This window comes from Gordonia sp. GONU (assembly GCF_024733855.1).
Classification (GTDB): domain Bacteria; phylum Actinomycetota; class Actinomycetes; order Mycobacteriales; family Mycobacteriaceae; genus Gordonia; species Gordonia amicalis.
Window position 1 is genome coordinate 1 of the sequence record NZ_JANRHB010000040.1, and the last position, 19,946, is coordinate 19,946.

The following is a 19,946-nucleotide window of genomic DNA, read 5'->3' on the forward strand; positions in this document are numbered from 1 at the left end:
TACCGCCAGCGCCAACGCCCCGGACTTGACCGCCACGACCCCACCGCGCATCCTCAATAACGCGCCAAGGTGGTCCCATGCTCGTGGCAAACAGGTGGTCCCATAGCGGTGGCAAATGACATTCGGGGATGTGGAGTTTTGGAGGGAGGAACGCCGCAAGCGCTTCTCTACTCCGAACAACGACGAGTAGTTGGTGCCCGTCGAGACCATGACGAGAGCAACCAGCACCCACGTCAGAGTATTGAGCAGGCCGAACGAGAGCGGCCGCTCTGTCGCGCCCAGAGCAGCGATCGGCAAGAACACCGCCAGGGTGACGTAACGACTACTCTGACTGCCCAGAAACAGAGCCAACACTCCGATCCCGAATGTGAGTGCACCAGCCAGCCCGGCCAGGAGCAGCACCTCGACCCACTGGTTGTGAGTGGAGTACGCGGCTGCTGCCCCGAACGCGCCCTGGTTGTACAGATTGTCCCAGGCAGTGATCCCGCCACCGATCAGGGGATTGTCCTCGAATGCGTTCAGGGCAATGTTCCACAACCCGCCACGCCCCGTCAGCGCAGTATCGTCACGCTCAACCAGCGGAAGCGCGATCGCGACCAATACGCTCACCGCCGCCGCGGCACCCAGCGGAATGAGCGTCCGCCCCCGGCCAATCCCGCCGCGAAGGGATGGATTCGACATGCCCAGAACTACCATGGTGATGAGACCGACGGCCAGCGCGCTACGCGATCCGCTCAGCGCCAGGTTAAAGATGACGAACGCTAGCATCCACCATTTCGTCCAGTTGGTGAACGCGAGCCACACAAACGGAATGGACGCTGCCATGATCAGTCCGAGCGTATTTCCGTGCGTCGTTGCCGCCATGAAAATTTCACCAGCAAATGTGCACTTTGCTGTGCATTCCATGAACACTATGCTCCGATCGTAGAGCACGAGTGCGGTACCTACGATCGCCACGCTCAGCGCGAGAACCGCGGCTCCAGAAACCGCGCCTTCACGAGATGGAGTTGCGAAGGTGGCTGCGAGAAGAAGCGCAAGCAGGACCGCCGGCTGCCCTGTCACGAGGTGCACCCAAGCGTTCAGGTTCGACAGCATCGCAATCAGGCTGGTCGCGATGAACATCGCACCGAACAGGGACATTTGGCGACGGCTGCCGCCCATTGCGACCCTCAGGAACAGCGCGCCAGCAGCGCACACGGTCAAGAAGTAGAGCGCCGCTTCCAATCTTGGATTCCTGACGAGGGTCTCAGAGACGACCTGCATCTGTGCATCGAGCTGGTAGATGACTTGGTGGCGCAGCTTGGCCAGTAGCGTCGGCACGATCGAAACCCATCCGACCAGGAATATGAGCCACGAACCCGCGTCCCACGCGATTCGGCGAAAGTAGAACTGACGCAAAAGAATGGTCGCGGTGATGAATCCCGTGAGTGGGAGCGTCAATTCCAGCATGCTCGGAATATACAGTCACCCGACGAGCGGGACCTGACGAGAGGGCGCGCCGCTCCGGTTTCACCCTGAGGCAGCGACCGAGTAGACCTTGATGTCGTCCCACCCGCTGGTGGTGTCGGCGGTGCCCGCCGCCACGCTGGCGCCCAGCGCATAGCTGTACTGACCCGGGACGTTAGGTACGGCGTTCGGCGAGTCGACGTGACATAGGGAAGACCTCCGAGTGAGGTGTGGAGCTGTCTAGGAACCGCTCCTCAACCCGGAGGTCTTCGTGTCTCACCGTAATTCACCGTTGTCCCTGACTGGCCGGTTGCGTCTGGCTCGGTGTGTTGTTGAAGATGGGTGGCCACTGCGCCGCGCGGCTGACAGGTTCAACGTACGGTCACCACGGCCAAGCGATGGGCGGATCGCTACCGCGAATCGGGGCCGGCCGGGATGGGTGATCGGTCCAGCCGGCCCCGATCGTGTCCGCATCGCACCAGCCGGCGCCGGGAACGCCGGGTCGTCGGGTTACGCGTCTCCCGTCGCTGGGGGCCGGCCCGGATCGCGTTTGACCTGGGGTTGAACGTCTCCACGGTGCACCGCATCCTGACCCGGTACCGATGCCTGCGGTTGTCATGGATCGACACGGCGACCGGGGCGCCGGCACGTGCCCGCTGGCGCGAGGTCCGCCGGTATGAACATGAAGCGCCCGGAGGCTTGATCCACGTCGACATCAAAAAGCTCGGGAGAATCCCCGGCGGAGGTGGACATCGCGTACACGGCCGCGCCCAGGGCACCCGCCACTCCAGTGCCCACCGCGAGCCTGGGCGACCCCGCAAAGTTGCTGGCCGCCCGAACCTGGGGTACGCCTATCTGCATCACGCCGTCGACGATCATTCCCGCTCCGCCTACTCCGAGATCCTCGCTGATGAGAAGAAGGAAACCGCGACCGCGTTCATGATTCGGGCGTTGGCGCACTTCGCCTCGATCGGTGTCACCACCGCGCGAGTGATGACCGACAACGGGTCGTGTTACCGGTCCCGCATATTCCGGGACTTGTTAACCGACAACAAGATCAAGCACAAGTGGACCCGACCGTACCGGCCGCAAACCAACGGCAAGCTCGAACGCTTCAACCGGACCCTCCAGGAGGAATGGGCCTACGCCCGTCCCTACCGCAGTGAAACCGAACGCGTCGCGGCCTTCCCTGAGTTCCTTCGTATCTACAATCACGAACGCGGCCACACCGCACTCCGAGGCAACTCACCCGCCGACCGCGTACCCAACCTGTCGGGTCAGTACAACTAGCGGTGCCCCCACCAGGGCTCGAACCTGGGACCTGCGGATTAAAGACAGAATCCGCCGTCATCCGGGGTCGATCAGGATCAACCGCGATCGATAGAATGAGCAGCTCAGAGGGCATATTGGGGCGATAGCGTTGCCCGCTGTTGCGCGCCCTCGATGGGTGTCGTGTGAGCACGGCGTGAGCACTCGTGCTGCCTGGCGACGGCTCCTCTGATTTGATGTGTGGATGCCTGACCCCTGGCCATCGCATAAGGCGCGGTTCGTACTGCGTCTCCTTAAGAGGGAACTTGGCTATCGGCCCGTGAAGGATGTGGGAAGGGCAGCCATACGTGGCTAGAGGCAGAGGGTAGACCTCGGATACGCTGGGCATACCACAACAAGCGGACACTGGCGCCCCGTGAAGTACGGCGTGTCCTGATTGAGGATGCGGGCCTCAGCCCAGAGGAAGCAAGGGAGGTGCTGGCAATATGACCAGTGATTTGCACTTGATCTTCACGAACAACGGCGATGCCTACGGATGGTCGCTGTCCAGCCCACAGCTTCCTGGTCTTGCGGCCGGCAGGGACACCCTCGCGGATCTCCTCCGTGACACCAACGACATCCTCGAGTTCGCCGACGCTCCGATCACTGACATGTGGGCACCAGGGGTCTACCTCCACGAAGAGCATGCTCTCTCTGACATATACGGATACGAGTACCTAGTCCGCTGGATGAATACTGGACCCGATGATGTCGTCGAACAGCGGATTCAGGCCGCATCGCGTCTCGAATCTGGCGTTGTGCTTGGCTACGACGAGATCGAGCGATCCCGACAGCCTGTCACGAGAACTACAGAGCGACTGTTGGTCGCGCTTGCTGGAACTGACCAGATGGGGTTCGTGATCGATGAGCTTGGCGACGACGGGTGCGCGACCCTGGCGAAGCATAGCGGTGACGACGTGCTGGTACTCGTTCCGTTTGCGAGTGGGGAGCTTCGCCTGGCCGACGAGCGGCGCAGCTTCGAGGAACTAGGCCTGGGGCGAGACAGTACCTTCGACGATGTTGTCGCCGCAGTCATCGAGGATGAGGCCAAAGGTCTCCACCGAGAGGTTGCGGCGTCTGCGACCAAACTGTATCCACGTCTCACACACTCGAAGCCTCGGAAGTAGCCGCTGCGAATGGCGAACCCGCGGCCCATCCCGCCGGAGATCAAAGAGGCCAACCGTCGCCGAGCCCTCGAGCTCGTCGACGCCGCCCCCGACACCCGCACGGCCGAGTTCGACGCCGTGATGCGGACCGTCGTTCTGCCCGCCTACCGCGAGGTGTTGGCCCGTCAGGCTGCTGAGTGCGAGCAAGGCGGAGCGACCGACTCCTAGACCTTCGTCCCGTCGCCGCCCAAGAAGATCGACTCGTTCGGGCTGCACGAAGGCTGGCGGGGGATGCGGGTTCCTCGGTCGGTGGTCAGGATGTCGCCGGTTCCGCACAGCGACGCCGGCCAAGCTTCGACCGGGATGCGGGTCTGGATCGTCGACACAGCCTGCATCAGCGCCATCGCGAGGTCGTCGTGGCCGATGTTCTCCGGTACCGAGATCTTGAGGGTGCCGATCTCGGTCTGTTCGTAGGTCAGCGCATGGAGCTGACGCAACAGGTCGGGATGGTTGGGCAGCACCAGGCGTCCGGACTGTAGAAGCACCTTCATACGGGAGAAGCCGGCATTCTTGCGGTGGATGGTCGTGGCGACGGCGTTCACATAGCGCAGGCTGCCGTCGTAGGGCAGTTCGTTCATGCGCTGCTTGAGTACCTGGGTGGGCATCTGGCCGACACCATTGGTCTCGGAGATGAAGCGCAGCACGTTGAGTCGCCCGGCGTGGTCGATCAGCCTGTCGATGAACGTCGCGTACTCCATGCGGAAATGCTGTTCGATCGCCGGTATCCAGAACACCGGGTCGGCGGCGTGCTTGGCGGCGTTGAGATCGACGTCGCCGGAGGCCGCCAGGTAGACCACAGCGTTGGCGTCGTGCGCCATGCCCCAGTCGAGTCCGCCAACGACCCGGTAGTCACCACGGGCGGTCATCGGGTCGACGAGTTCGTAGTCGGCGGTTGACTTGGTGATCTCGTCGGTGGTGAAGAAGGCGCCGGCCTCGTCGGTCCATTCGGCCAGGTACTCGCGGTTGAAGTTGTGCGACGGTTCGCGCTGTCGGATTGAATCACCCCAGGTTTTGTGCCGCCTCCAATGTGGGCTGGTCCTCGGGGCCGAGGCCAGCGTAGGGAGCGTTTCGAACTCGGTCGGGGGGATCTGGCCGGTGCTCGAATGCAATCTACTGTTGTTGTACCAATCGACCCAACCGGCGGTCGCGAGTTCGACGTCGGAGACGGTCTTGTACGGACCGGAGTGGAAGATTGTGGTCCGGATGCACTAGGTCTTGTACAACCCGTTCGCCGACTCTGCGAGAGCGTTGTCGTAGGCATCCCCGACTGTTCCGATCGACGCGGCGATGTCTTCGTGGCGTAGCCGCTCGGTCAGCGTAACCGACGTGTACTGACTTCCGGCGTCCGAATGATGTATCAGCTCAGCAGCTTTCACTGGATGGCCTTCGCCTTTACGTTGCCACAGTGCCATCCGGAGTGGGACGGTCACCAGCTCCACCGTCTTCGACGTCGAGGCATGCCACGCCACGATTCGTCGCGAGAAGACGTCGATGATGAACACCACGTACACCCACCCTGCCCATGTCCGGCAGTAGGTGAAATCGGTCACCCAGACCCGGTTCGGTTCGGCGGCACTGAACTGTCGGTTCAGCAGATCGCCGGCGCGGATACCATCAGCGGATCTGATGGTCGTTCGGACGCCCTTCGATCTCCGAATCCCGTTGTGGCCTAATACCTTCATCGCTCGATCGAGGGCACCGTAGGACACCCCGGGCAGCACGGTCCGGTCCAGGTGTGCGCGCATCTTCACCCGTCCGTAGAGGCCTTCAGGTGTCATCTGCCGTCGGCCGTCGGCCGCGTCGTCGGTTCGCCAGACCGCGGTCCGCACCGCATCGACGAGGTGAGCGTCGGAGACGGTACGCGCAGCAGCTGTGCGTGTTCGCCATGCCCGGTAGGTTCGTGCGGCAATCATGCAGCCCTGCTCACGCAGGATCCGGCAGATCGACTCGACCGCAAAACCGTTGGCGCGCATCTGATCTATGAACGTCACGAGCATCGGTTGCGGGGGTCGAGTTCCCCCGCGAAGAAAGTTGTCGCCGCTTTCAAAATGGCAACATCTTCTGGCAGTTGTTTGTTCTCCGCCTTGAGTCTCTTGATCTCGGCGGATTCCTTCGAGGTGGTACCAGAGCGCGCGCCGGCGTCGACCTGAGCCTGCACGGCCCAACGACGCACCGTCTCCTGACCGACACCGACTTGCTTGGCGATCGCCTCGGCAGCAGCGGTCAACGACGAGTACTCGCCACCGTGTGTCTCCAGCAACCGCAAGGCCCTCGAACGGACCTCCGGATCGATCTTCTTAGGCATGTGCGCATCCTTCCTGACTCAGAAGGAAGCGGCATTTAACCGGGGGTGATTCATTCACCTGCCGCGAGGGTACGAGCGCCGCCATCACATGCCGGGACGACCACACCGGACATGGATTCGGCTTTCTCCGCGATGTCCTGGTCACGCAACTCCTTGAGATCCTTCGTTGTGTCGGCGTCGAGCCGCGAGTTCCCGGTGACCGGGGCAGTGAAACAAGAATCAAAACAAGAATCCGTGACCATTTCAGTGTCTAATAACTTTCGAGGGGGTCGGTACGAGACATTGAGGCGGTCGGGAATGAAGATAGTTGTTGTCGGTGGCGACGGGTTCTGCGGATGGCCGAGCGCTCTGCACCTCTCCCGCTCAGGACACGAGGTGGTGATCGTCGACAGCCTGGTCCGTCGACAGATCGACGACGAGCTCGGTGTCCAGTCACTCACTCCGATCGCGAATATCGCTCAGCGCCTGGACTGCTGGCGCGAGCTCACCGGGCAGGCCATCGAGTTCATCCAGCTCGACGTGGCGCACGACTATGACGGCCTCCTCGCAGTCTTGCGGCACCAGGCGCCGGAGGCGATCGTGCACTTCGGCGAGCAACGGGCCGCCCCTTACTCGATGAAAGACAGTGCGCACAAGAGGTACACCGTCGACAACAACGTCAACGCGACCCACAACATCCTGGCCGCGATCGTCGAAAGCGAATCCGCTGCGCATCTGGTGCATTTGGGCACCATGGGTGTGTACGGATACGACACCGCCCCGTTCAACCTTCCGGAAGGATATTTGACGGTCAGCTTTCCCGACCGCCACGGTGAACCCGTCGTCCGCGAGATTCTCTACCCGACACGACCGGGCAGCATTTACCACCTGACGAAGTCGATGGATCAGCTGCTCTTCCAGTTCTATGCGCGCAACGACGGCGTGCGCATCACCGATCTGCATCAGGGGATCGTGTGGGGCACCCAGACCGAGGAAACCCGACTCGACGAGCGGCTGGTGAACCGATTCGACTACGACGGCGACTTCGGGACGGTGCTCAATCGCTTCCTGATGCAGGCCGCGATCGGTTATCCGTTGACCGTGCACGGCACCGGTGGCCAGACGCGTGCGTTCATCAATCTCCAGGACACGGTCCGATGTATCCGGCTCGCTGTGGAATCCGTCGACCAGGTCCGAGGCGGGCGGGTCCGCATCATGAACCAGATCGCCGAGACCCACCGCGTGCGCGACCTCGCACAGCTGCTGCAGCGTTTGGTCGGCGCCGAGATCGAGTACGTGGGCAACCCTCGTGCCGAGAGCGACGAGAACGACCTGGCCGCCGACAACGACCAGCTCGTCGCCCTCGGATTCACCCCGATCCTCCTGGAGGAGGGACTCTTACAGGAATCGGTGGAGATCGCCACGACGTACGCCGAGCGCTGCGACCTCTTCCGGATTCCGTCCGTCTCGTTCTGGAACCGTGAGCGCCGGATCGCGGTCACCCGGTCATGACAGAGGAGGAGCCCGAACCCACGCGCGCCACGTGGCTGCCCCGTCGGGCACTGCTGTTCTTCGTGCTCGTCGCCGTACTGGTGCTGGTGTTCATGTGGCTGCGGCCGAACTGGTTCATCCCGGAGAACGGCGGTGACGGTCCGACGACCACGGCTGGAACCACTTTCGTGCAGACACTGTCGACCGTCGGTTCCGGCGACGACGTGGTCCTCAGCGACGACAACACGACCTCGTCGTCGTTCACCTTCACTCGCCCGCAGGATGCGCGGGTGACGGACACCAGACTGATTCTGTTCGGTCGGTCCCAGGCCGAGGCGTCCCGTCCGGTCTTTCTCAAGGTGTTCATCGACGGCGCCATGCAGCACGTCGAGCGGCTCGGCGACGGCAACCGCGAACTCGACATCGAGGTCGCGATTCCACAGCGCGCCGTCGAGGACAATGCGATCGACGTCCAGGTGCGTTTGAGCGGGGCCAGCGGCGACGAGCAGTGTGTGACCGACCGGGAACTGGGCGCACTGGTGGTCCTCGAGGCCCGTGCCACCCGCGTGATCGGGGATCTCGATGCGCCGCTGCAGAGTGTTCGGGACGTCGTGACCGGCCTCGGGCAGCGGGTGACGCTGAGAATCGTCCCACCAGAAGGGGACTCGTCCGGACAGCTCGCCCGCAGTTGGATCGAGGCCGCCACCCGGGTCGGGGTCGCATTGACCCGTGAAGGCTACGAGGTCCGCGTCGTCGACGCCTCCGGTGACGTGCAGGACGGCAACAGCACGATCCTCATCGGTCCGGTCACCGCCCTGGCGGCGCTGGGATGGGAGCCCTCCGATGGCGCCACCGGAAGCATTCTGACCGGACGCCTCGGCGATCGCAGCGTGCTCGCCGTGGTCGGGACGTCGGGTGACGTCACCGTGCCGTTCCGGGCGGGTGGTGCCGATGTCATCGCCGACTCGCCGTTCTCCACCCCGCGCACCCAGGAGACGGAATCGCGCCGTGGCTCGGTGATGTCGCTCGCCGCGCTGGGACTGGACACCTCGGCGGTCCAGGTGACGCGGTCGCGTGCGTGGCGGGTGGCGTTCTCGCTGGCCGACCTGCCCGGCGGAGCCGCACCGCAGTCGGCGCGCCTGGGTTTTCAGGTGCCGCCGGCACCGCCCGGCTCGCGCTGGCTGACCCAGATCCAGCTCAACGGACACCTCGTGGCTTCCCGGGTCCTGGCCGCCGCAGGCACCACGGACTGGGTGGATGCACCCCTGCCCGCCGCCGCGACACAGGTGCGCAATCAGCTGACCGTCACGGTGGCGCGGGACCGGGACATCGCGGGATGTCAGGTCCGTGAGGCGTCGTACTCCATTGCGCTGTCCCCTGATTCAGCACTGGTCGGCCGCACGGAGGGTGCGGGTTTCACGGCGCTCCCGGCGGCATTCGCGTCGGGTTTCGAGACAGTCCTGCCGGCGGCGGCGGCCGGCGACCCGGCACAGACCGTGTCGGCGCTGGTTCCTGCGCTGGCGGAGTTCTCCGGGCTGTACGGGTCGCTCGACTTCGTGTGGGAGCGCACCCCGGACCGTCGACCGTTCGTACTCATGGGGTCGATGCCCATCGCCGGTATCTCTGCGCCGGTGGCACTTTCGGGCGATCGCCTGAAAGCGTCCGGCGTCGACGTCACGTCGATGAGCAACGGACTGGTCCTGCAGACGGCCGCGACGCACGGCGGTGCAATCGGGCTGCTGGTCACGCCGGTGGGGACCGCCGCCGATGTGTTGCTCCCGCCGCTGGGACGTGAGGCGGCGCTGGTCGTCCCCACCGGCGGTCGGGCACTGGTCGTCGACGAGGCGGGACGTGTGGTGCCGCACCCGCCCGAGCGAACACCTTCGCCGTGACCGCTGAACCGGCCCGCATTCCGGAGACCGAGGCCGTCAAGGAACACTTCCGGTCAGTCGACAGCACGCCGGTACGCTATGCCCGACCGGAACCGGCTGCGCGGGTCAACGGGTTCCTGCTGGCCTTCGCGGGGTGCTCGTTGATCGTGCAGCTCACCTTCACCGTGCTGGCGAACACGAGAGTGGGGAGCGGGAACCGGGATCTGGTGTTCTTCACCGGCGACGGACTGTACTCGCTGATGCCGGTCCGGTTGTTCCTGCTCACGTTCTTCATCGTCTTCGCGTTCTGGATCCACTCGAACCTGTGGCGTCGCCTGCTGATCGCCGTCGAACTCGTCGCGGGTGTGCTGATCAGTTCGCTGCTCATCGATTTCACCGCGCTGATGGTGGGCAGGTTCACCTCGGTCACCATCGAGGTCTTCGCCCAGCAGGTCCTGACCGCGCTACTGGCGCTGGTGCTGTTCCCGATCGTGTTGTGCACCAACGCGGTTCTTCCCTCGGCTGGAGCGCTCCCGAAAACTGCTCGGAAGAAACGGATTCGGTGGCACAGCTGGCTGCGGCTGGTGATGGCACTCGGGGTGGCCTTCGCCCTCGCGACGTGGGTGGAACTGCAGTGGGTCGACCAGATCGGCTGGATGCGTTCGACGGCGTTGCTCGGCGGCGTCGGACCGGGAGTGTTCCTGGCGCAGCAGGCGTTCGTCGTCCAGGTGGCGCTCATCGGCCTGGTGCTGGTCGCCCGTTCCCGCAGGCGCGGCAAGGATTTCGCGCCCGATCTCGCGATCCTGGTGCCCGCCCACAACGAGGCGCACACGATCGCCGACACCATCGCCGCGGCGGGGGAGGCTGCGCGCCGGTACGCGGGGAAGGTACGCATCTACGTCGTCGACAACCTGTCCACCGACAACACCATCGCCGTGGCGCGCGCCGCGATCGCCGCCAACACCGGTCTCGTCGGTGAGGTCCTCGAATGCCGAGAGCCGGGCAAGGCGATCGCCCTCAACAGCGGCATCGCACAGATCACGGAGGACTTCCTCGTCCGGATCGACGCGGATACGATCATCGGCCCGAACTGCCTGGCCGTCGCCATGCGGCATCTTGCCGATCCCGACGTCGGAGCCGTCGGCGGACTACCACTGCCGACCGAGCGCCGGACCTACATCGATCGGGTGCGCCTCGTCGAGGTGCTGCTGCGTCACGCTTTCTATCAGGTCGGGCTCAACGGATTCGACGGCGTCATGGGTGTGCCGGGAATGCTGACGGTGTATCGCCGTGCCGCGCTGAACGCCGCGGGCCCCATCGTGCAGGGCATGAACGGCGAGGACACCGACATCTGCCTGCGCATCAGCGCGGCCGGCTACCGCGTGATCGCCGACCCGGCGGTCGTCTACTGGAGCGAGACCCCGCAGAGCTGGGCCCACCTGCGCGAGCAGCGCACACGCTGGTTTCGCAGCATCTACCACGTCGCCGGTCACAACCGGAGGATGCTGCTCACCACCCATTCGATGGCCGGCGCGGTCACCCTCCCGTTCCAACTCGCCAGTGCCGCACGACGTGCGATGTTCGCGCCTCTGCTCGTCGCCGCCGCCATCGCGCTCCTCGTCTTCGGCCCCACGTTCCCCGGACTGCGCTGGGTGCCGGTCCTCGCCACGATCCTCGGGCTGCCGTTTCTCGTCGCGATTCTGGTGTGCATCGTGGCGAGACAGTGGCGCGCTCTCCTCTACATCCCGGAGTACCTGACATTCCGGATCATCCGGAGCTGGTTCACGCTGGGCGCGGCGATGACTCTCGTGTTCCCGCCGCTGGAACCGCGGCTTCGGCCGCGGCGGGCCGACAGTGTGTCCGCGGGGAGGGGAGACCGTGGTGCCCCCACCAGGGCTCGAACCTGGGACCTGCGGATTAAAAGTCCGTAGCTCTACCAACTGAGCTATAGGGGCGTACCCCGGGCAGCCGGGGCGTCGATGAGTTTACAGCCTGTTGCGCGGGCCTGAACGGGGCCCTCCAGGCGTGTCGCGAGCTGGTGCCCAAAACGGCCGTTTTCTGTCCCTGACCACCCGATTTGTGGTTTGCTCGAAACCTGTCATAAGCTATGCGAGCTCCCAGCGGAGAAGCGAGACCGGCCCCCTTCGTCTAGCGGCCTAGGACGCCGCCCTTTCAAGGCGGTAGCGCGGGTTCGAATCCCGTAGGGGGTACGCCTGTGCGGCACTCGGCAACGAGGGTCGGACAGCACAATTTAACAAGGCCCTGTGGCGCAGTTGGTTAGCGCGCCGCCCTGTCACGGCGGAGGTCGCGGGTTCGAGTCCCGTCAGGGTCGCCAAGGTTTCGGTTCTACCGACACCGTCTGGCCAGGTAGCTCAGTTGGTACGAGCGTCCGCCTGAAAAGCGGAAGGTCGTCGGTTCGATCCCGACTCTGGCCACCGACGAAAACCTCCCGGTTCACCCGGGAGGTTTTTTCGTGTTCCGGCATCGGTGCCGGTGGTGGTGCCCACGGCGTGGGTCACTGGCCGATGGGGGGCCGGCTGTCGTTGCGGGTTCTCGGTGGGTCGGTCTGCCCAGCCCGTGACGGAGTCCGGCGACGTCCTCCCGGCTGATGGCGCTGCCTACGGTTGTCCATCCGGGACGAGCCGCGTGGCCATCCAGCCGTTCTCCAACTATAGTTGTGTTACTCTAACTTTCGTTGGAGAAGGGGTTGGTTATGCAGCTCAACAAGCCGTTCGCCACGGTGACGCCGACCCTGGACGGCGACGTGCTCGCGGTTCTGGCGAGCGCTGATGTCACCTTCACGATCAGCCAGGTCCAGCGCATCCTCGGCACCGCATCAGGCGAAGGCATCCGCAAGGTCCTCAACCGCCTCAGCACACAGGGCGTGGTGCTGCACGATGAAGTGGGGCGGACCCATACCTACCGCCTCAACACCGAGCATCTCGCGGCCCAGCCGATCATGGCGCTGTCGCGGCTGAACTCGACGTTCCTGCATCGCCTCGAACAGCATCTCACCGAGTGGCAGGCGGCACTCCGGTACGCCGCCGTGTTCGGGTCGGCGGCGACCGGGCGGATGAGGCTGAACAGCGACATCGACGTGTTCCTGGTGCGCGCCACCGACTCTGAGGACGACGCGTGGGACCAGCGGGTCACCGCGCTCGCTCGTCTGGTCACCGCGTGGACCGGCAACGACGGCCGGATCGTCGAGTACACAGAAGACGAGTTGCGCGCCGCGGTCGCCGCCGGTGAGCCTCTGCTCGACGACGTGTCGAAACAGGGCCTGACCGTCGCGGGGAGACGGGCCTGGTTCACCGCGCAGCTGCGCCCGGCGAGGAGGTCCTGATCGCGGGACAGCGGAACTGTGACGCCGCGGTCACTGCCGGGCGCATGGCCAAGGCGACCGAGTTCTTCGAGGCGGTATCTGAACATCCTGCTCAACCTGAAGAACAAAGCGGCCTACACGCATCAGAACCTCGCCGCCGCGGAGTTGACGAAGATGAGCCGCGCGGCGGAGCACCTGCTCGAGGCAGCCAAGAAGGCCGTGGCCGCCCGCGGGTAGTTCGCTGCTCGTGTCTGGCGTGGGCGCGCGGGTGCGGACCCGCATGACGACGCGGAGAGCTGGGACCTGGGCTGGGACGAGGGGAATTCCCGCGCGGTAGGGGTTGTCACCGGCCGGAGCGGATCGCGGTGAGGCGCGCATCGAGCGCCGCGGCCACCGCGTCGAGCTCGCCGTCGAACAGATCGGCATAGGTGTGGGCGGTCACCGTGATCGACGCGTGCCCCATCGCCACCTGCAGCAGCCGCAGATCCGCGCCGGCGGCGCGGGCCAGACTCGCATAGGTGCGGCGCAGATCGTGCACCCGCAGTGCCGGGTAGCCCAGCGCGGTGACCTGCTCGCGCCACCGCACCGCGCGCACCCAGTTCTCCCGGCTCAGCCGCGCCCCGCGCGGTGAGGTGACCGCCGGGGCGGTGCGGGCCCGTCCACCGATCCGGGCGGCCAGCACCGCCACCAGGGACCCGGGGATGGGCACGGTCCGCAGCCCGGCGCGGCTCTTCGGGGTGCCGGTCACCAGTCGCCCGCCGACCTGGGTCATCGACCGCCGCACCGAGATCCGGCGGCGGACCAGGTCGACGTCGGCCACGTTCAGCCCGGTCAGCTCACCCCAGCGCAGCCCGGTGTAGGCCAGGATGCGCACGATGTCGCCCTGCGCGCCGCACCGCCCGGCGAGTTCGTCGACCTCGGCGTGGGTGAGGTAGAGGTGCTCGGCCGGCACCAGCGGCGGAAACACCGTCACCTCGGCCGGGTTCTTCACCAGCAGACCCTCGAGCACGGCATGCGCCAGGATCATCCGCAGCAGCGAATGCCGCCAGCGTCGGGTCCGCGGCGAACAGTCCATCGCGTTCACCCACGTCTGGATCGACGCCCGGTCGACCCGGGTCACCGGCCACGCCCCGAACTGCGGCTGCACATACAGCCGCCAGTTGTCCTCGAAACCCCGCCGGACCTTCGGGGTCACGTCCTGGCGGGTGGCCAGCCAGGACGCATAGACCGCGGCGACGGTGAACGCGTCGCCGCGATGCGGGTCGAACACCACGCCCCGGTTGCGGGCGGCGATCACCTCGGCCTCGAAGGCCTGCGCCTCGCGCCGCGTGCCGAACGCCTTGCTCCGGGTCCGCCGGTCGGGCAGCCGCCACTGCACCCGCCAGCGCAGCTCACCCGACCCCGTCCGGTAGCGGGTGATGCTCATCGGCGCCGACGAGCTCGTCGCAGCCGGTGCGGCAGCGGGGATGTCGTCGCCGGTGCGCCGACAGTGTCCACGGCTATCCCTCCATCGGGGTCGGGTGCGGTGTCGTGGGGTCGGGGGGACCCCCGCCCGCGGCGGGGTTCGCAGCGCCCGGCCCGTCGACGTCGTCCACACTGAGACGCGCCCGGCGCCCGCCCGGTTCCCACCACCGGACGGCGGCACCCCGGCCGGGGAGGGATCGCCCACGGACGCCACCTCGTACACGGCACAGACCCGTCGCCGTTTTTCACCGGCCGGCAGGGCCGGGTGGCCACATACTTCACTGCATGAGAAATCGCGCCACGTCGGTGCTCATCCGCAGCGTCTACGGGACCGCGGCCGTCGAGTGGTTCCTGATCCTGGCGATCGGCACGATCCTCGTCACCCGGCTGTACCTGCACCTGACCGGCTACCCGCAGATCGGCGGCGGCACCCTGCACATCGCCCACGCCCTGTGGGGTGGCGCGCTGATGATGCTGGCGCTGATCACCGGCTGGCTGTTCCTGGGCGCCACCGCGCGGGTGACGGCGGTGGTGTTGGGCGGCATCGGTTTCGGGCTGTTCCTCGACGAAGTCGGCAAGTTCGTCACCCGCGACAACGACTACTTCTACGGGCCGTCGGCGGAGATCATGTACGTCCTCGTCGTGCTGGTGTTGCTGATCAGCCGCATCGTGCGCGACTTCACCCCGCCGACCGGTGCCGAGGCGCTGGCCAACGCGGCCTCCATTGCCGCCGACGGCGTCGCCCACGGCCTGCCCGAGCGTCGTCGACGCCAGGCCGAGGAATTCCTCGAGATGGCCGCGGCCAAGGGCTTCGACGCCGACACCGTCGACCACGTGCGCGGCCTGCTCGACTCGAGCAAGGACACCCCGGATCGGCTGATGATCCTGCGCGACCGGGCCGTCGGCCTGATCCCCGACTTCTTCCGCAGTCCGCGCTGGGTGCCGGTCGTCGGCTGGAGCCTGGTGGCCTTCTCCACGGTCACCATCGTCATCGGCGCGCTCAGCTTCGTGTTCACCAAGGACCGCTTCGACGACATCGACATCTACATCGAACTCGCCGACAACCGCATCGCCACCTGGATTCTGTTCCTCAGCGGCATCGCGACGCTGGCGCTGGCGTTGCCCGCCATGCTGGCCCGCCGGCGGGGGATGGCCGGGATCTGGCCGCTGCGCACCCTGCGCATCGCGTCGCTGGTGTTCATGCTGAGCAACGCCCTCGTCGACTTCGCGCTCGAAGGTTTCGGTGCGGTGCTCAACCTCGGCATCGGCCTGTTCGCACTGAGCGTGGTCAGCTATCACCTCGGGCAGGCGGTCACGGCGTCGGACGGGAAACGTGATCAACTGAGGGTGTGACTCACCTCGAACGGGCCGTGGCGGCCGAGCGCGTCGAACGGTTCGCCCCCCGCAGGGTCGACGTCCCGGGCGCGCGGCCGGCGTCGGTGGTGCTGACGGTGGCCGAGAAAGACGGCAGGCAGGGGATCTGGCTGTGCAAGCGGCCCCCGACCATGCGGCGCCACGCCGCCCAGTTCGCGCTGCCCGGCGGCCGGCTGGACCCGGGGGAGGATCACATCACCGCGGGACTGCGCGAGCTCGACGAGGAACTCGGGGTGCAGCTGCCGCCCAGCTCGGTGCTGGGCACCCTCGACGATTACCCGACGCGCTCGGGCTTCGTGATCACCCCCATCGTCTGCTGGGCCGAGGACTACCAGGAGCCCACGCCGAACCCCGCCGAGGTGGCGCAGCTGTTCTTCGTGACGTTCGCGGAACTCGCCGTGCAACCGCGGTTCCTGACGATCCCGCAGTCGGAGCGTCCGGTGATCCAGCTGCCGATCGTCGAGGCGTTGGTGCACGCGCCCACCGCGGCGGTGATCTACCAGTTCGCCGAAGTCGTGCTGCGCGACCGCCACACCCGCGTCGACGAGTTCGAGCAGCCCGTATTCGCCTGGAAGTAGACCCCTCTGGGTCTTGTGACCGAATCGTGCGGTCGTCCCACCGGCTTCGGTGGTTCTCAGATACGCTCTGCGACAAGAATTCCACTGATCAGACGACACGGATTCGTCTGGCGGGTCACTCGCCGGTTGGGCATGATTGCTGGCGTGACTGATGCCAACTCGTCGAACGCGGCGAACCCGCCCGTCGACGGCCGCTCACCGGAGTGGGCTCCGGCACCGAGTGTGACGCCGCAACCGCCGGCAACCGAGCCGGCGAAGGTCGTGTACCGCTACGAGTACAAGGATCCCTACGCGCCGATGTCCACGCGCAAGCAGGTGCTGCTGGGCTGCGCGATCTCGCTTGTGGTGATCGCCTTCATGGTGGCCGCGCTTCTCATCGGGCGCGGATAGTCCGGTCACAGCGCCGAGACCGGGGCCGGGATCAGTTCCGGTGACTCACCGTTGACGTCCTAGGCAGGCACGACGCCGCGCCGCGCGCGTTCAGGATCATGGGCGGTAGCGGTCGACCATGCCCGTCAGCCACTCGACACCCACGGGGTTGGCGCTGTGCACCCGCACCACCTCGGGCCATACCTCGTGCTCGCACATCCACAACACCACGGGACGCGTCGTGTCGTCGCCGCCGAGGTCGTGATCGAGGGACAGCTCCGTCACGGCATGGTCGGTCAGCATGCCGATCGCCTCCGCGCTCGTCTTCGCCCACGCCCAACCGTCGGGAGGCGTGCGCAGATCGTCGCCCCACAGCTTCATGGCGGTCCATCCTCTCAGATGGCTGGTGCCGGCCGCTCGGCGTCGCGCGAGTGGGAGTCATCAACCCCGCCGGCGGTGGGCGCTGCGCAAAAGCGGGCAGGGAACTCGGCTTCTGCCGTCGGGTGACGTGTCTCACACGAGAAAGTCGGCCCCGGGGAATGAATCCGGACCGCGGTCCGTTTACAGTAACGATGGGTCGAACAGGCCCACGCGAACCAACCACCTCGCTCGTCTGGAAGGACGCAATCATGACCGCAGCCACCACCGTCAAGGCCCCGATCCCCGCCGGCACCTGGAACATCGACGCCGTCCACTCGGCCGTCGGCTTCTCCGTCAAGCACCTCATGGTCAGCAAGGTGCGCGGCACCTTCGACACCTTCTCCGGCACCATCACCGTCGCCGAGGACGGCACCCCGGCCGTACAGGCCGAGATCGACGTGACCTCGATCAACACCAAGAACGAGCAGCGCGACGGCCACATCAAGTCGGCCGACTTCTTCGACGCCGAGAAGTTCCCCAAGGCCACCTTCGTCTCCACCGGCGTGCGCGCCAAGGGCGACGACTACATCCTCGACGGCGACTTCACCCTCAAGGGCGTCACCAAGCCGGTCAGCCTCGAGCTCGAGTACAACGGCACCAACCCGGGCATGGGCCAGGGCGTCGTCGCCGGATTCGACGCCAAGACCGTCATCAACCGCAAGGACTTCGGCATCGACATCGAGATGCCCCTCGAGGGTGGCGGCGTCGTCGTCGGCGACAAGATCACCATCACCCTCGAGATCGAGGCTCTCCAGGCCTGATCTCCCGCACACCCCCGACCGGACTCGACACCCCTGAGTCCGGACGGTGCACGGACCGGCATCCACGCATCCCCCGCGTGGGTGCCGGTCTGTTCTTGTCCTCCCGGCCGACAAGGGACTTTTGATGTGTCCTCGGTTACACGCGCTTCGGTAGGCTGCCAGTATCGCCTTCAGGCAGGAGAAGCCCATGGGACGCAGGCGCCGCACCCGCCGTGGCGTGCCGTGGACGCGACTGAGACACCGCACCTCCGGGATGCTGTGGGGACTGCCCACGGTTCCGAGCCCCAAGACGTGGGCTCGCGTCGGCCCGGAGATGCGGGCCCGCATCGCCCGCCACGCGACCGTCACGGCGATGACCGGTGTCGTCGCCAGTAACGCGCTGATCGGCGTCGAGACCTTCCTCCTCGTCCAGCTGGCCTTCAACGGCGGGCAACTCACCTTCGCCGAGACCCTCGGCGCCCCCAACTTCCCGGCCGTCGTCGGCGCGATCATCACCGGCCTCCTGGTCAACCTGCTGCTCGGACTGCTCGTCTTCCGACCCCAGCTGCACTGGTTCATCAGCTGCCGGCCCGCCGACCATGCGCGTCGACGCTCGGTGCAACGCATCCCCGGATTCCAGCTGCTCGTCACCGTGGCCGCGTGGTTCGGCGCCGCGCTGTTCTACGTGCTCGTCGCCGACGACCTCACCGTCGCCACCGTCGCCGGCGTCGCGGTCGCGTTCAGCCTCGCCGGCATGTCGAGTGCCTGCCTGACCTATCTGTTCGTCGAACGCGCCGCCCGACCGCTGGCCATCGTCGTCCTCGAGGACTTCCCGGCCAACCACGTCATGAACGGCGTCCGGATCCGGCTGCTCGCGGTGTGGGCGGTGAGTTCGGCGGTGCCGATGATCGGGCTGCTGACGGTCAACGCCGGACGCTTCACCGGGATGCTGCCCGACGTCTACGGCGCGGTCGACTGGACCACGGTCGTGCTCACCATCGTCGGACTCCTCGCCGGGGCCCGCGTCATCGTCCTGGTCGGACAGGCCATCACCGACCCGCTGACCGAGATGCGGCAAGCCGTCCACCGCGTCGACCACGGCGACTACAACGCCCGCGTCCCCGTCTACGACTCGTCGGAACTCGGTGTGCTGCAACACGGATTCAACGTGATGGTGCAGGGACTCGCCGAACGCGACCGCATGCGGGAGATCTTCGCCCGCCACGTCGGCGACACCGTCGCCGAACTCGCCATCAGCGACGGCGTCGGCATGCACGGCACCAACACCGAGGTGGGCGTGCTGTTCGTCGACATCGTCGGCTCGACACGGCTGTCCCAGGACCGCAGCCCCGACGACGTCGCCGAACTGCTCAACGCGTTCTTCAGCATCGTCTTCGACGTCGTCGACCAGCACTCCGGCTTCGTCAACAAATTCGAGGGCGACGCCGCGCTCGCCGTCTTCGGGGCGCCCGTCGAACTCGACGACCCGGCCGGGCACGCGCTCGCCGCCGCCCGCGACCTCGCCGACCGCCTCGCCAAGAGCCTCGACATCCGGTGGGGGATCGGCGTCTCCTTCGGCGAGGTCTTCGCCGGCAACATCGGCGCCGAACGACGCTACGAATACACCGTCATCGGCGACCCGGTGAACGAATCCGCCCGCCTGTCCGACATGGCCAAGACCGGTCGCGTCCCCGCCCTCGCCAGCGGCGCCGCCCTCGACGCGGCCGGCGCGGAAGCCGACGAATGGGAACTCCTCGGCAGCCGCATCATGCGTGGCCGAACCCAACCCACCGAGTTCTACGCCCCCACCGAACTCGTCGAACGACTCGGCTCCTCGCGCAACCTGATCGCCGAACTGCTGCGCCCGGCACGACGCATCGTCGGCGCCAGTCCACTGCGGCTGACGACGTTCTTCGGCGGTTGAGCACCGGACTCCCTGTTGGTTGAGCCGGTCGCGAGCGGAGCGAGCCACGCGTCTTGCGGGTTGAGCCGGTAGCGAGCGGAGCGAGCCACCGCGTCGAAACCCCCGCCCGGTCGAGACGGATCGTTGACGCCGTCCTACGTCGTCAATAGCGTGGGCCGCAGGATCGCGGTGACGACGCCGGGCCACACA

General features: G+C 66.3%; 16 protein-coding genes, 5 tRNA genes and 3 pseudogenes. 16 read left to right on the plus strand and 8 right to left on the minus strand.

All coding sequences use genetic code 11. The features are described 5' to 3' along the window. Window positions 1-1,449: O-antigen ligase (locus NWF34_RS22515; protein WP_258326116.1), on the minus strand; the 1,449-nt coding region annotated here is incomplete at its 3' end. Window positions 1,450-1,717: 268 nt separating this feature from the next. Here NWF34_RS22515 and NWF34_RS22520 point away from each other — a divergent pair. Further along, window positions 1,718-2,736, plus strand: a pseudogene (locus NWF34_RS22520) (IS481 family transposase). A 3-nt stretch (window positions 2,737-2,739) separates the two neighbouring features. Here NWF34_RS22520 and NWF34_RS22525 read toward each other — a convergent pair. Beyond that, window positions 2,740-2,859 (minus strand) — tRNA-Ser (locus tag NWF34_RS22525). 341 nt (window positions 2,860-3,200) lie between these two features. Here NWF34_RS22525 and NWF34_RS22530 point away from each other — a divergent pair. Together NWF34_RS22530 and NWF34_RS22535 are read left to right on the plus strand one after the other, a co-directional pair. Beyond that, on the plus strand, window positions 3,201-3,881 hold the full coding sequence (locus NWF34_RS22530; RefSeq protein WP_258326117.1) for a hypothetical protein: 681 nt from the start codon (window positions 3,201-3,203) through the stop codon (window positions 3,879-3,881). A 9-nt stretch (window positions 3,882-3,890) separates the two neighbouring features. Beyond that, entirely contained in the window at window positions 3,891-4,088 is a 198-nt protein-coding gene (locus tag NWF34_RS22535) for a hypothetical protein (protein WP_258326118.1), read from the plus strand. Here the strand turns inward: NWF34_RS22535 and NWF34_RS22540 are convergent. Both NWF34_RS22540 and NWF34_RS22545 read right to left on the minus strand, forming a co-directional pair. Next, complete coding sequence (locus tag NWF34_RS22540) at window positions 4,085-4,786, minus strand: hypothetical protein (protein WP_258326156.1); 702 nt, start codon at window positions 4,784-4,786, stop codon at window positions 4,085-4,087. The genes NWF34_RS22535 and NWF34_RS22540 overlap by 4 nt on opposite strands. Before the next feature lie 133 nt (window positions 4,787-4,919). Further along, window positions 4,920-6,225, minus strand: a pseudogene (locus NWF34_RS22545) (IS3 family transposase). Between the two features lie 297 nt (window positions 6,226-6,522). Between NWF34_RS22545 and NWF34_RS22550 the strand changes: the two are divergent. Continuing rightward, on the plus strand, window positions 6,523-7,716 hold the full coding sequence (locus NWF34_RS22550; RefSeq protein WP_258326119.1) for an NAD-dependent epimerase/dehydratase family protein: 1,194 nt from the start codon (window positions 6,523-6,525) through the stop codon (window positions 7,714-7,716). Then, window positions 7,713-9,587 (plus strand): hypothetical protein, encoded by a 1,875-nt coding sequence (locus NWF34_RS22555; protein ID WP_258326120.1) that lies wholly within the window; start codon window positions 7,713-7,715, stop codon window positions 9,585-9,587. The genes NWF34_RS22550 and NWF34_RS22555 overlap by 4 nt, the downstream gene beginning before the upstream one ends. Before the next feature lie 76 nt (window positions 9,588-9,663). Here the strand turns inward: NWF34_RS22555 and NWF34_RS22560 are convergent, their stop codons facing one another. Beyond that, window positions 9,664-9,987 carry a hypothetical protein gene (locus NWF34_RS22560; protein ID WP_258326121.1) on the minus strand — a complete coding sequence of 108 codons (324 nt, stop codon included), beginning with the start codon at window positions 9,985-9,987 and terminating at the stop codon, window positions 9,664-9,666. 235 nt (window positions 9,988-10,222) lie between these two features. Here NWF34_RS22560 and NWF34_RS25485 point away from each other — a divergent pair. Then, window positions 10,223-11,182, plus strand: a pseudogene (locus NWF34_RS25485) (glycosyltransferase); the annotation flags it as partial. Window positions 11,183-11,445: 263 nt separating this feature from the next. Here NWF34_RS25485 and NWF34_RS22575 read toward each other — a convergent pair. Continuing rightward, window positions 11,446-11,521 (minus strand) — tRNA-Lys (locus NWF34_RS22575). A gap of 182 nt (window positions 11,522-11,703) precedes the next feature. Here NWF34_RS22575 and NWF34_RS22580 point away from each other — a divergent pair. From NWF34_RS22580 to NWF34_RS22600, 5 genes are all read left to right on the plus strand, one after another. Beyond that, window positions 11,704-11,776 (plus strand) — tRNA-Glu (locus tag NWF34_RS22580). A 48-nt stretch (window positions 11,777-11,824) separates the two neighbouring features. Beyond that, window positions 11,825-11,901 (plus strand) — tRNA-Asp (locus NWF34_RS22585). A 26-nt stretch (window positions 11,902-11,927) separates the two neighbouring features. Next, a tRNA-Phe gene (locus tag NWF34_RS22590) sits at window positions 11,928-12,001 on the plus strand. A 278-nt stretch (window positions 12,002-12,279) separates the two neighbouring features. Then, entirely contained in the window at window positions 12,280-12,909 is a 630-nt protein-coding gene (locus tag NWF34_RS22595) for a nucleotidyltransferase domain-containing protein (protein ID WP_258326124.1), read from the plus strand. Between the two features lie 18 nt (window positions 12,910-12,927). Further along, window positions 12,928-13,125 carry a hypothetical protein gene (locus tag NWF34_RS22600; protein ID WP_258326125.1) on the plus strand — a complete coding sequence of 66 codons (198 nt, stop codon included), beginning with the start codon at window positions 12,928-12,930 and terminating at the stop codon, window positions 13,123-13,125. A 106-nt stretch (window positions 13,126-13,231) separates the two neighbouring features. On the opposite strand, the gene NWF34_RS22605 is transcribed toward NWF34_RS22600, so the two are convergent. Continuing rightward, window positions 13,232-14,314, minus strand: a complete 1,083-nt coding sequence (locus tag NWF34_RS22605) for a site-specific integrase (protein WP_258326126.1) — start codon at window positions 14,312-14,314, stop codon at window positions 13,232-13,234. 344 nt (window positions 14,315-14,658) lie between these two features. On the opposite strand from NWF34_RS22605, the gene NWF34_RS22610 reads away from it, so the two are divergent. From NWF34_RS22610 to NWF34_RS22620, 3 genes are all read left to right on the plus strand, one after another. Beyond that, a complete protein-coding gene (locus NWF34_RS22610) occupies window positions 14,659-15,705 on the plus strand; it encodes a hypothetical protein (RefSeq protein ID WP_258326157.1) in 1,047 nt (348 codons plus the stop codon). After that, entirely contained in the window at window positions 15,702-16,304 is a 603-nt protein-coding gene (locus NWF34_RS22615) for a CoA pyrophosphatase (RefSeq protein ID WP_024498630.1), read from the plus strand. The genes NWF34_RS22610 and NWF34_RS22615 overlap by 4 nt, the downstream gene beginning before the upstream one ends. Window positions 16,305-16,448: 144 nt before the next feature. Continuing rightward, window positions 16,449-16,694: a hypothetical protein gene (locus NWF34_RS22620; protein ID WP_258326127.1), complete on the plus strand. Its 246-nt coding sequence runs from the start codon at window positions 16,449-16,451 to the stop codon at window positions 16,692-16,694. A gap of 96 nt (window positions 16,695-16,790) precedes the next feature. On the opposite strand, the gene NWF34_RS22625 is transcribed toward NWF34_RS22620, so the two are convergent. After that, on the minus strand, window positions 16,791-17,054 hold the full coding sequence (locus NWF34_RS22625) for a cyclic-phosphate processing receiver domain-containing protein (protein ID WP_258326128.1): 264 nt from the start codon (window positions 17,052-17,054) through the stop codon (window positions 16,791-16,793). Between the two features lie 248 nt (window positions 17,055-17,302). On the opposite strand from NWF34_RS22625, the gene NWF34_RS22630 reads away from it, so the two are divergent. Together NWF34_RS22630 and NWF34_RS22635 are read left to right on the plus strand one after the other, a co-directional pair. Next, the gene (locus NWF34_RS22630) at window positions 17,303-17,854 is read left to right on the plus strand and encodes a YceI family protein (protein WP_258326129.1); all 552 of its coding nucleotides are present in this window, start codon (window positions 17,303-17,305) and stop codon (window positions 17,852-17,854) included. 187 nt (window positions 17,855-18,041) lie between these two features. Beyond that, on the plus strand, window positions 18,042-19,757 hold the full coding sequence (locus tag NWF34_RS22635; protein ID WP_258326130.1) for an adenylate/guanylate cyclase domain-containing protein: 1,716 nt from the start codon (window positions 18,042-18,044) through the stop codon (window positions 19,755-19,757). The last annotated feature ends 189 nt before the right edge of the window (window positions 19,758-19,946 follow it).

What these genes read in the sequence shown, in the direction of transcription:
- NWF34_RS22530 (WP_258326117.1), top strand. Translation starts at nt 3,201, where the DNA reads ATGACCAGTGATTTGCACTTGATCTTCACGAACAACGGCGATGCCTAC.
- NWF34_RS22535 (WP_258326118.1), top strand. Translation starts at nt 3,891, where the DNA reads ATGGCGAACCCGCGGCCCATCCCGCCGGAGATCAAAGAGGCCAACCGT.
- NWF34_RS22540 (WP_258326156.1), bottom strand. Translation starts at nt 4,786, where the DNA reads ATGACCGCCCGTGGTGACTACCGGGTCGTTGGCGGACTCGACTGGGGC.
- NWF34_RS22550 (WP_258326119.1), top strand. Translation starts at nt 6,523, where the DNA reads ATGAAGATAGTTGTTGTCGGTGGCGACGGGTTCTGCGGATGGCCGAGC.
- NWF34_RS22555 (WP_258326120.1), top strand. Translation starts at nt 7,713, where the DNA reads ATGACAGAGGAGGAGCCCGAACCCACGCGCGCCACGTGGCTGCCCCGT.
- NWF34_RS22595 (WP_258326124.1), top strand. Translation starts at nt 12,280, where the DNA reads ATGCAGCTCAACAAGCCGTTCGCCACGGTGACGCCGACCCTGGACGGC.
- NWF34_RS22605 (WP_258326126.1), bottom strand. Translation starts at nt 14,314, where the DNA reads ATGAGCATCACCCGCTACCGGACGGGGTCGGGTGAGCTGCGCTGGCGG.
- NWF34_RS22625 (WP_258326128.1), bottom strand. Translation starts at nt 17,054, where the DNA reads ATGAAGCTGTGGGGCGACGATCTGCGCACGCCTCCCGACGGTTGGGCG.
- NWF34_RS22630 (WP_258326129.1), top strand. Translation starts at nt 17,303, where the DNA reads ATGACCGCAGCCACCACCGTCAAGGCCCCGATCCCCGCCGGCACCTGG.
- NWF34_RS22635 (WP_258326130.1), top strand. Translation starts at nt 18,042, where the DNA reads ATGGGACGCAGGCGCCGCACCCGCCGTGGCGTGCCGTGGACGCGACTG.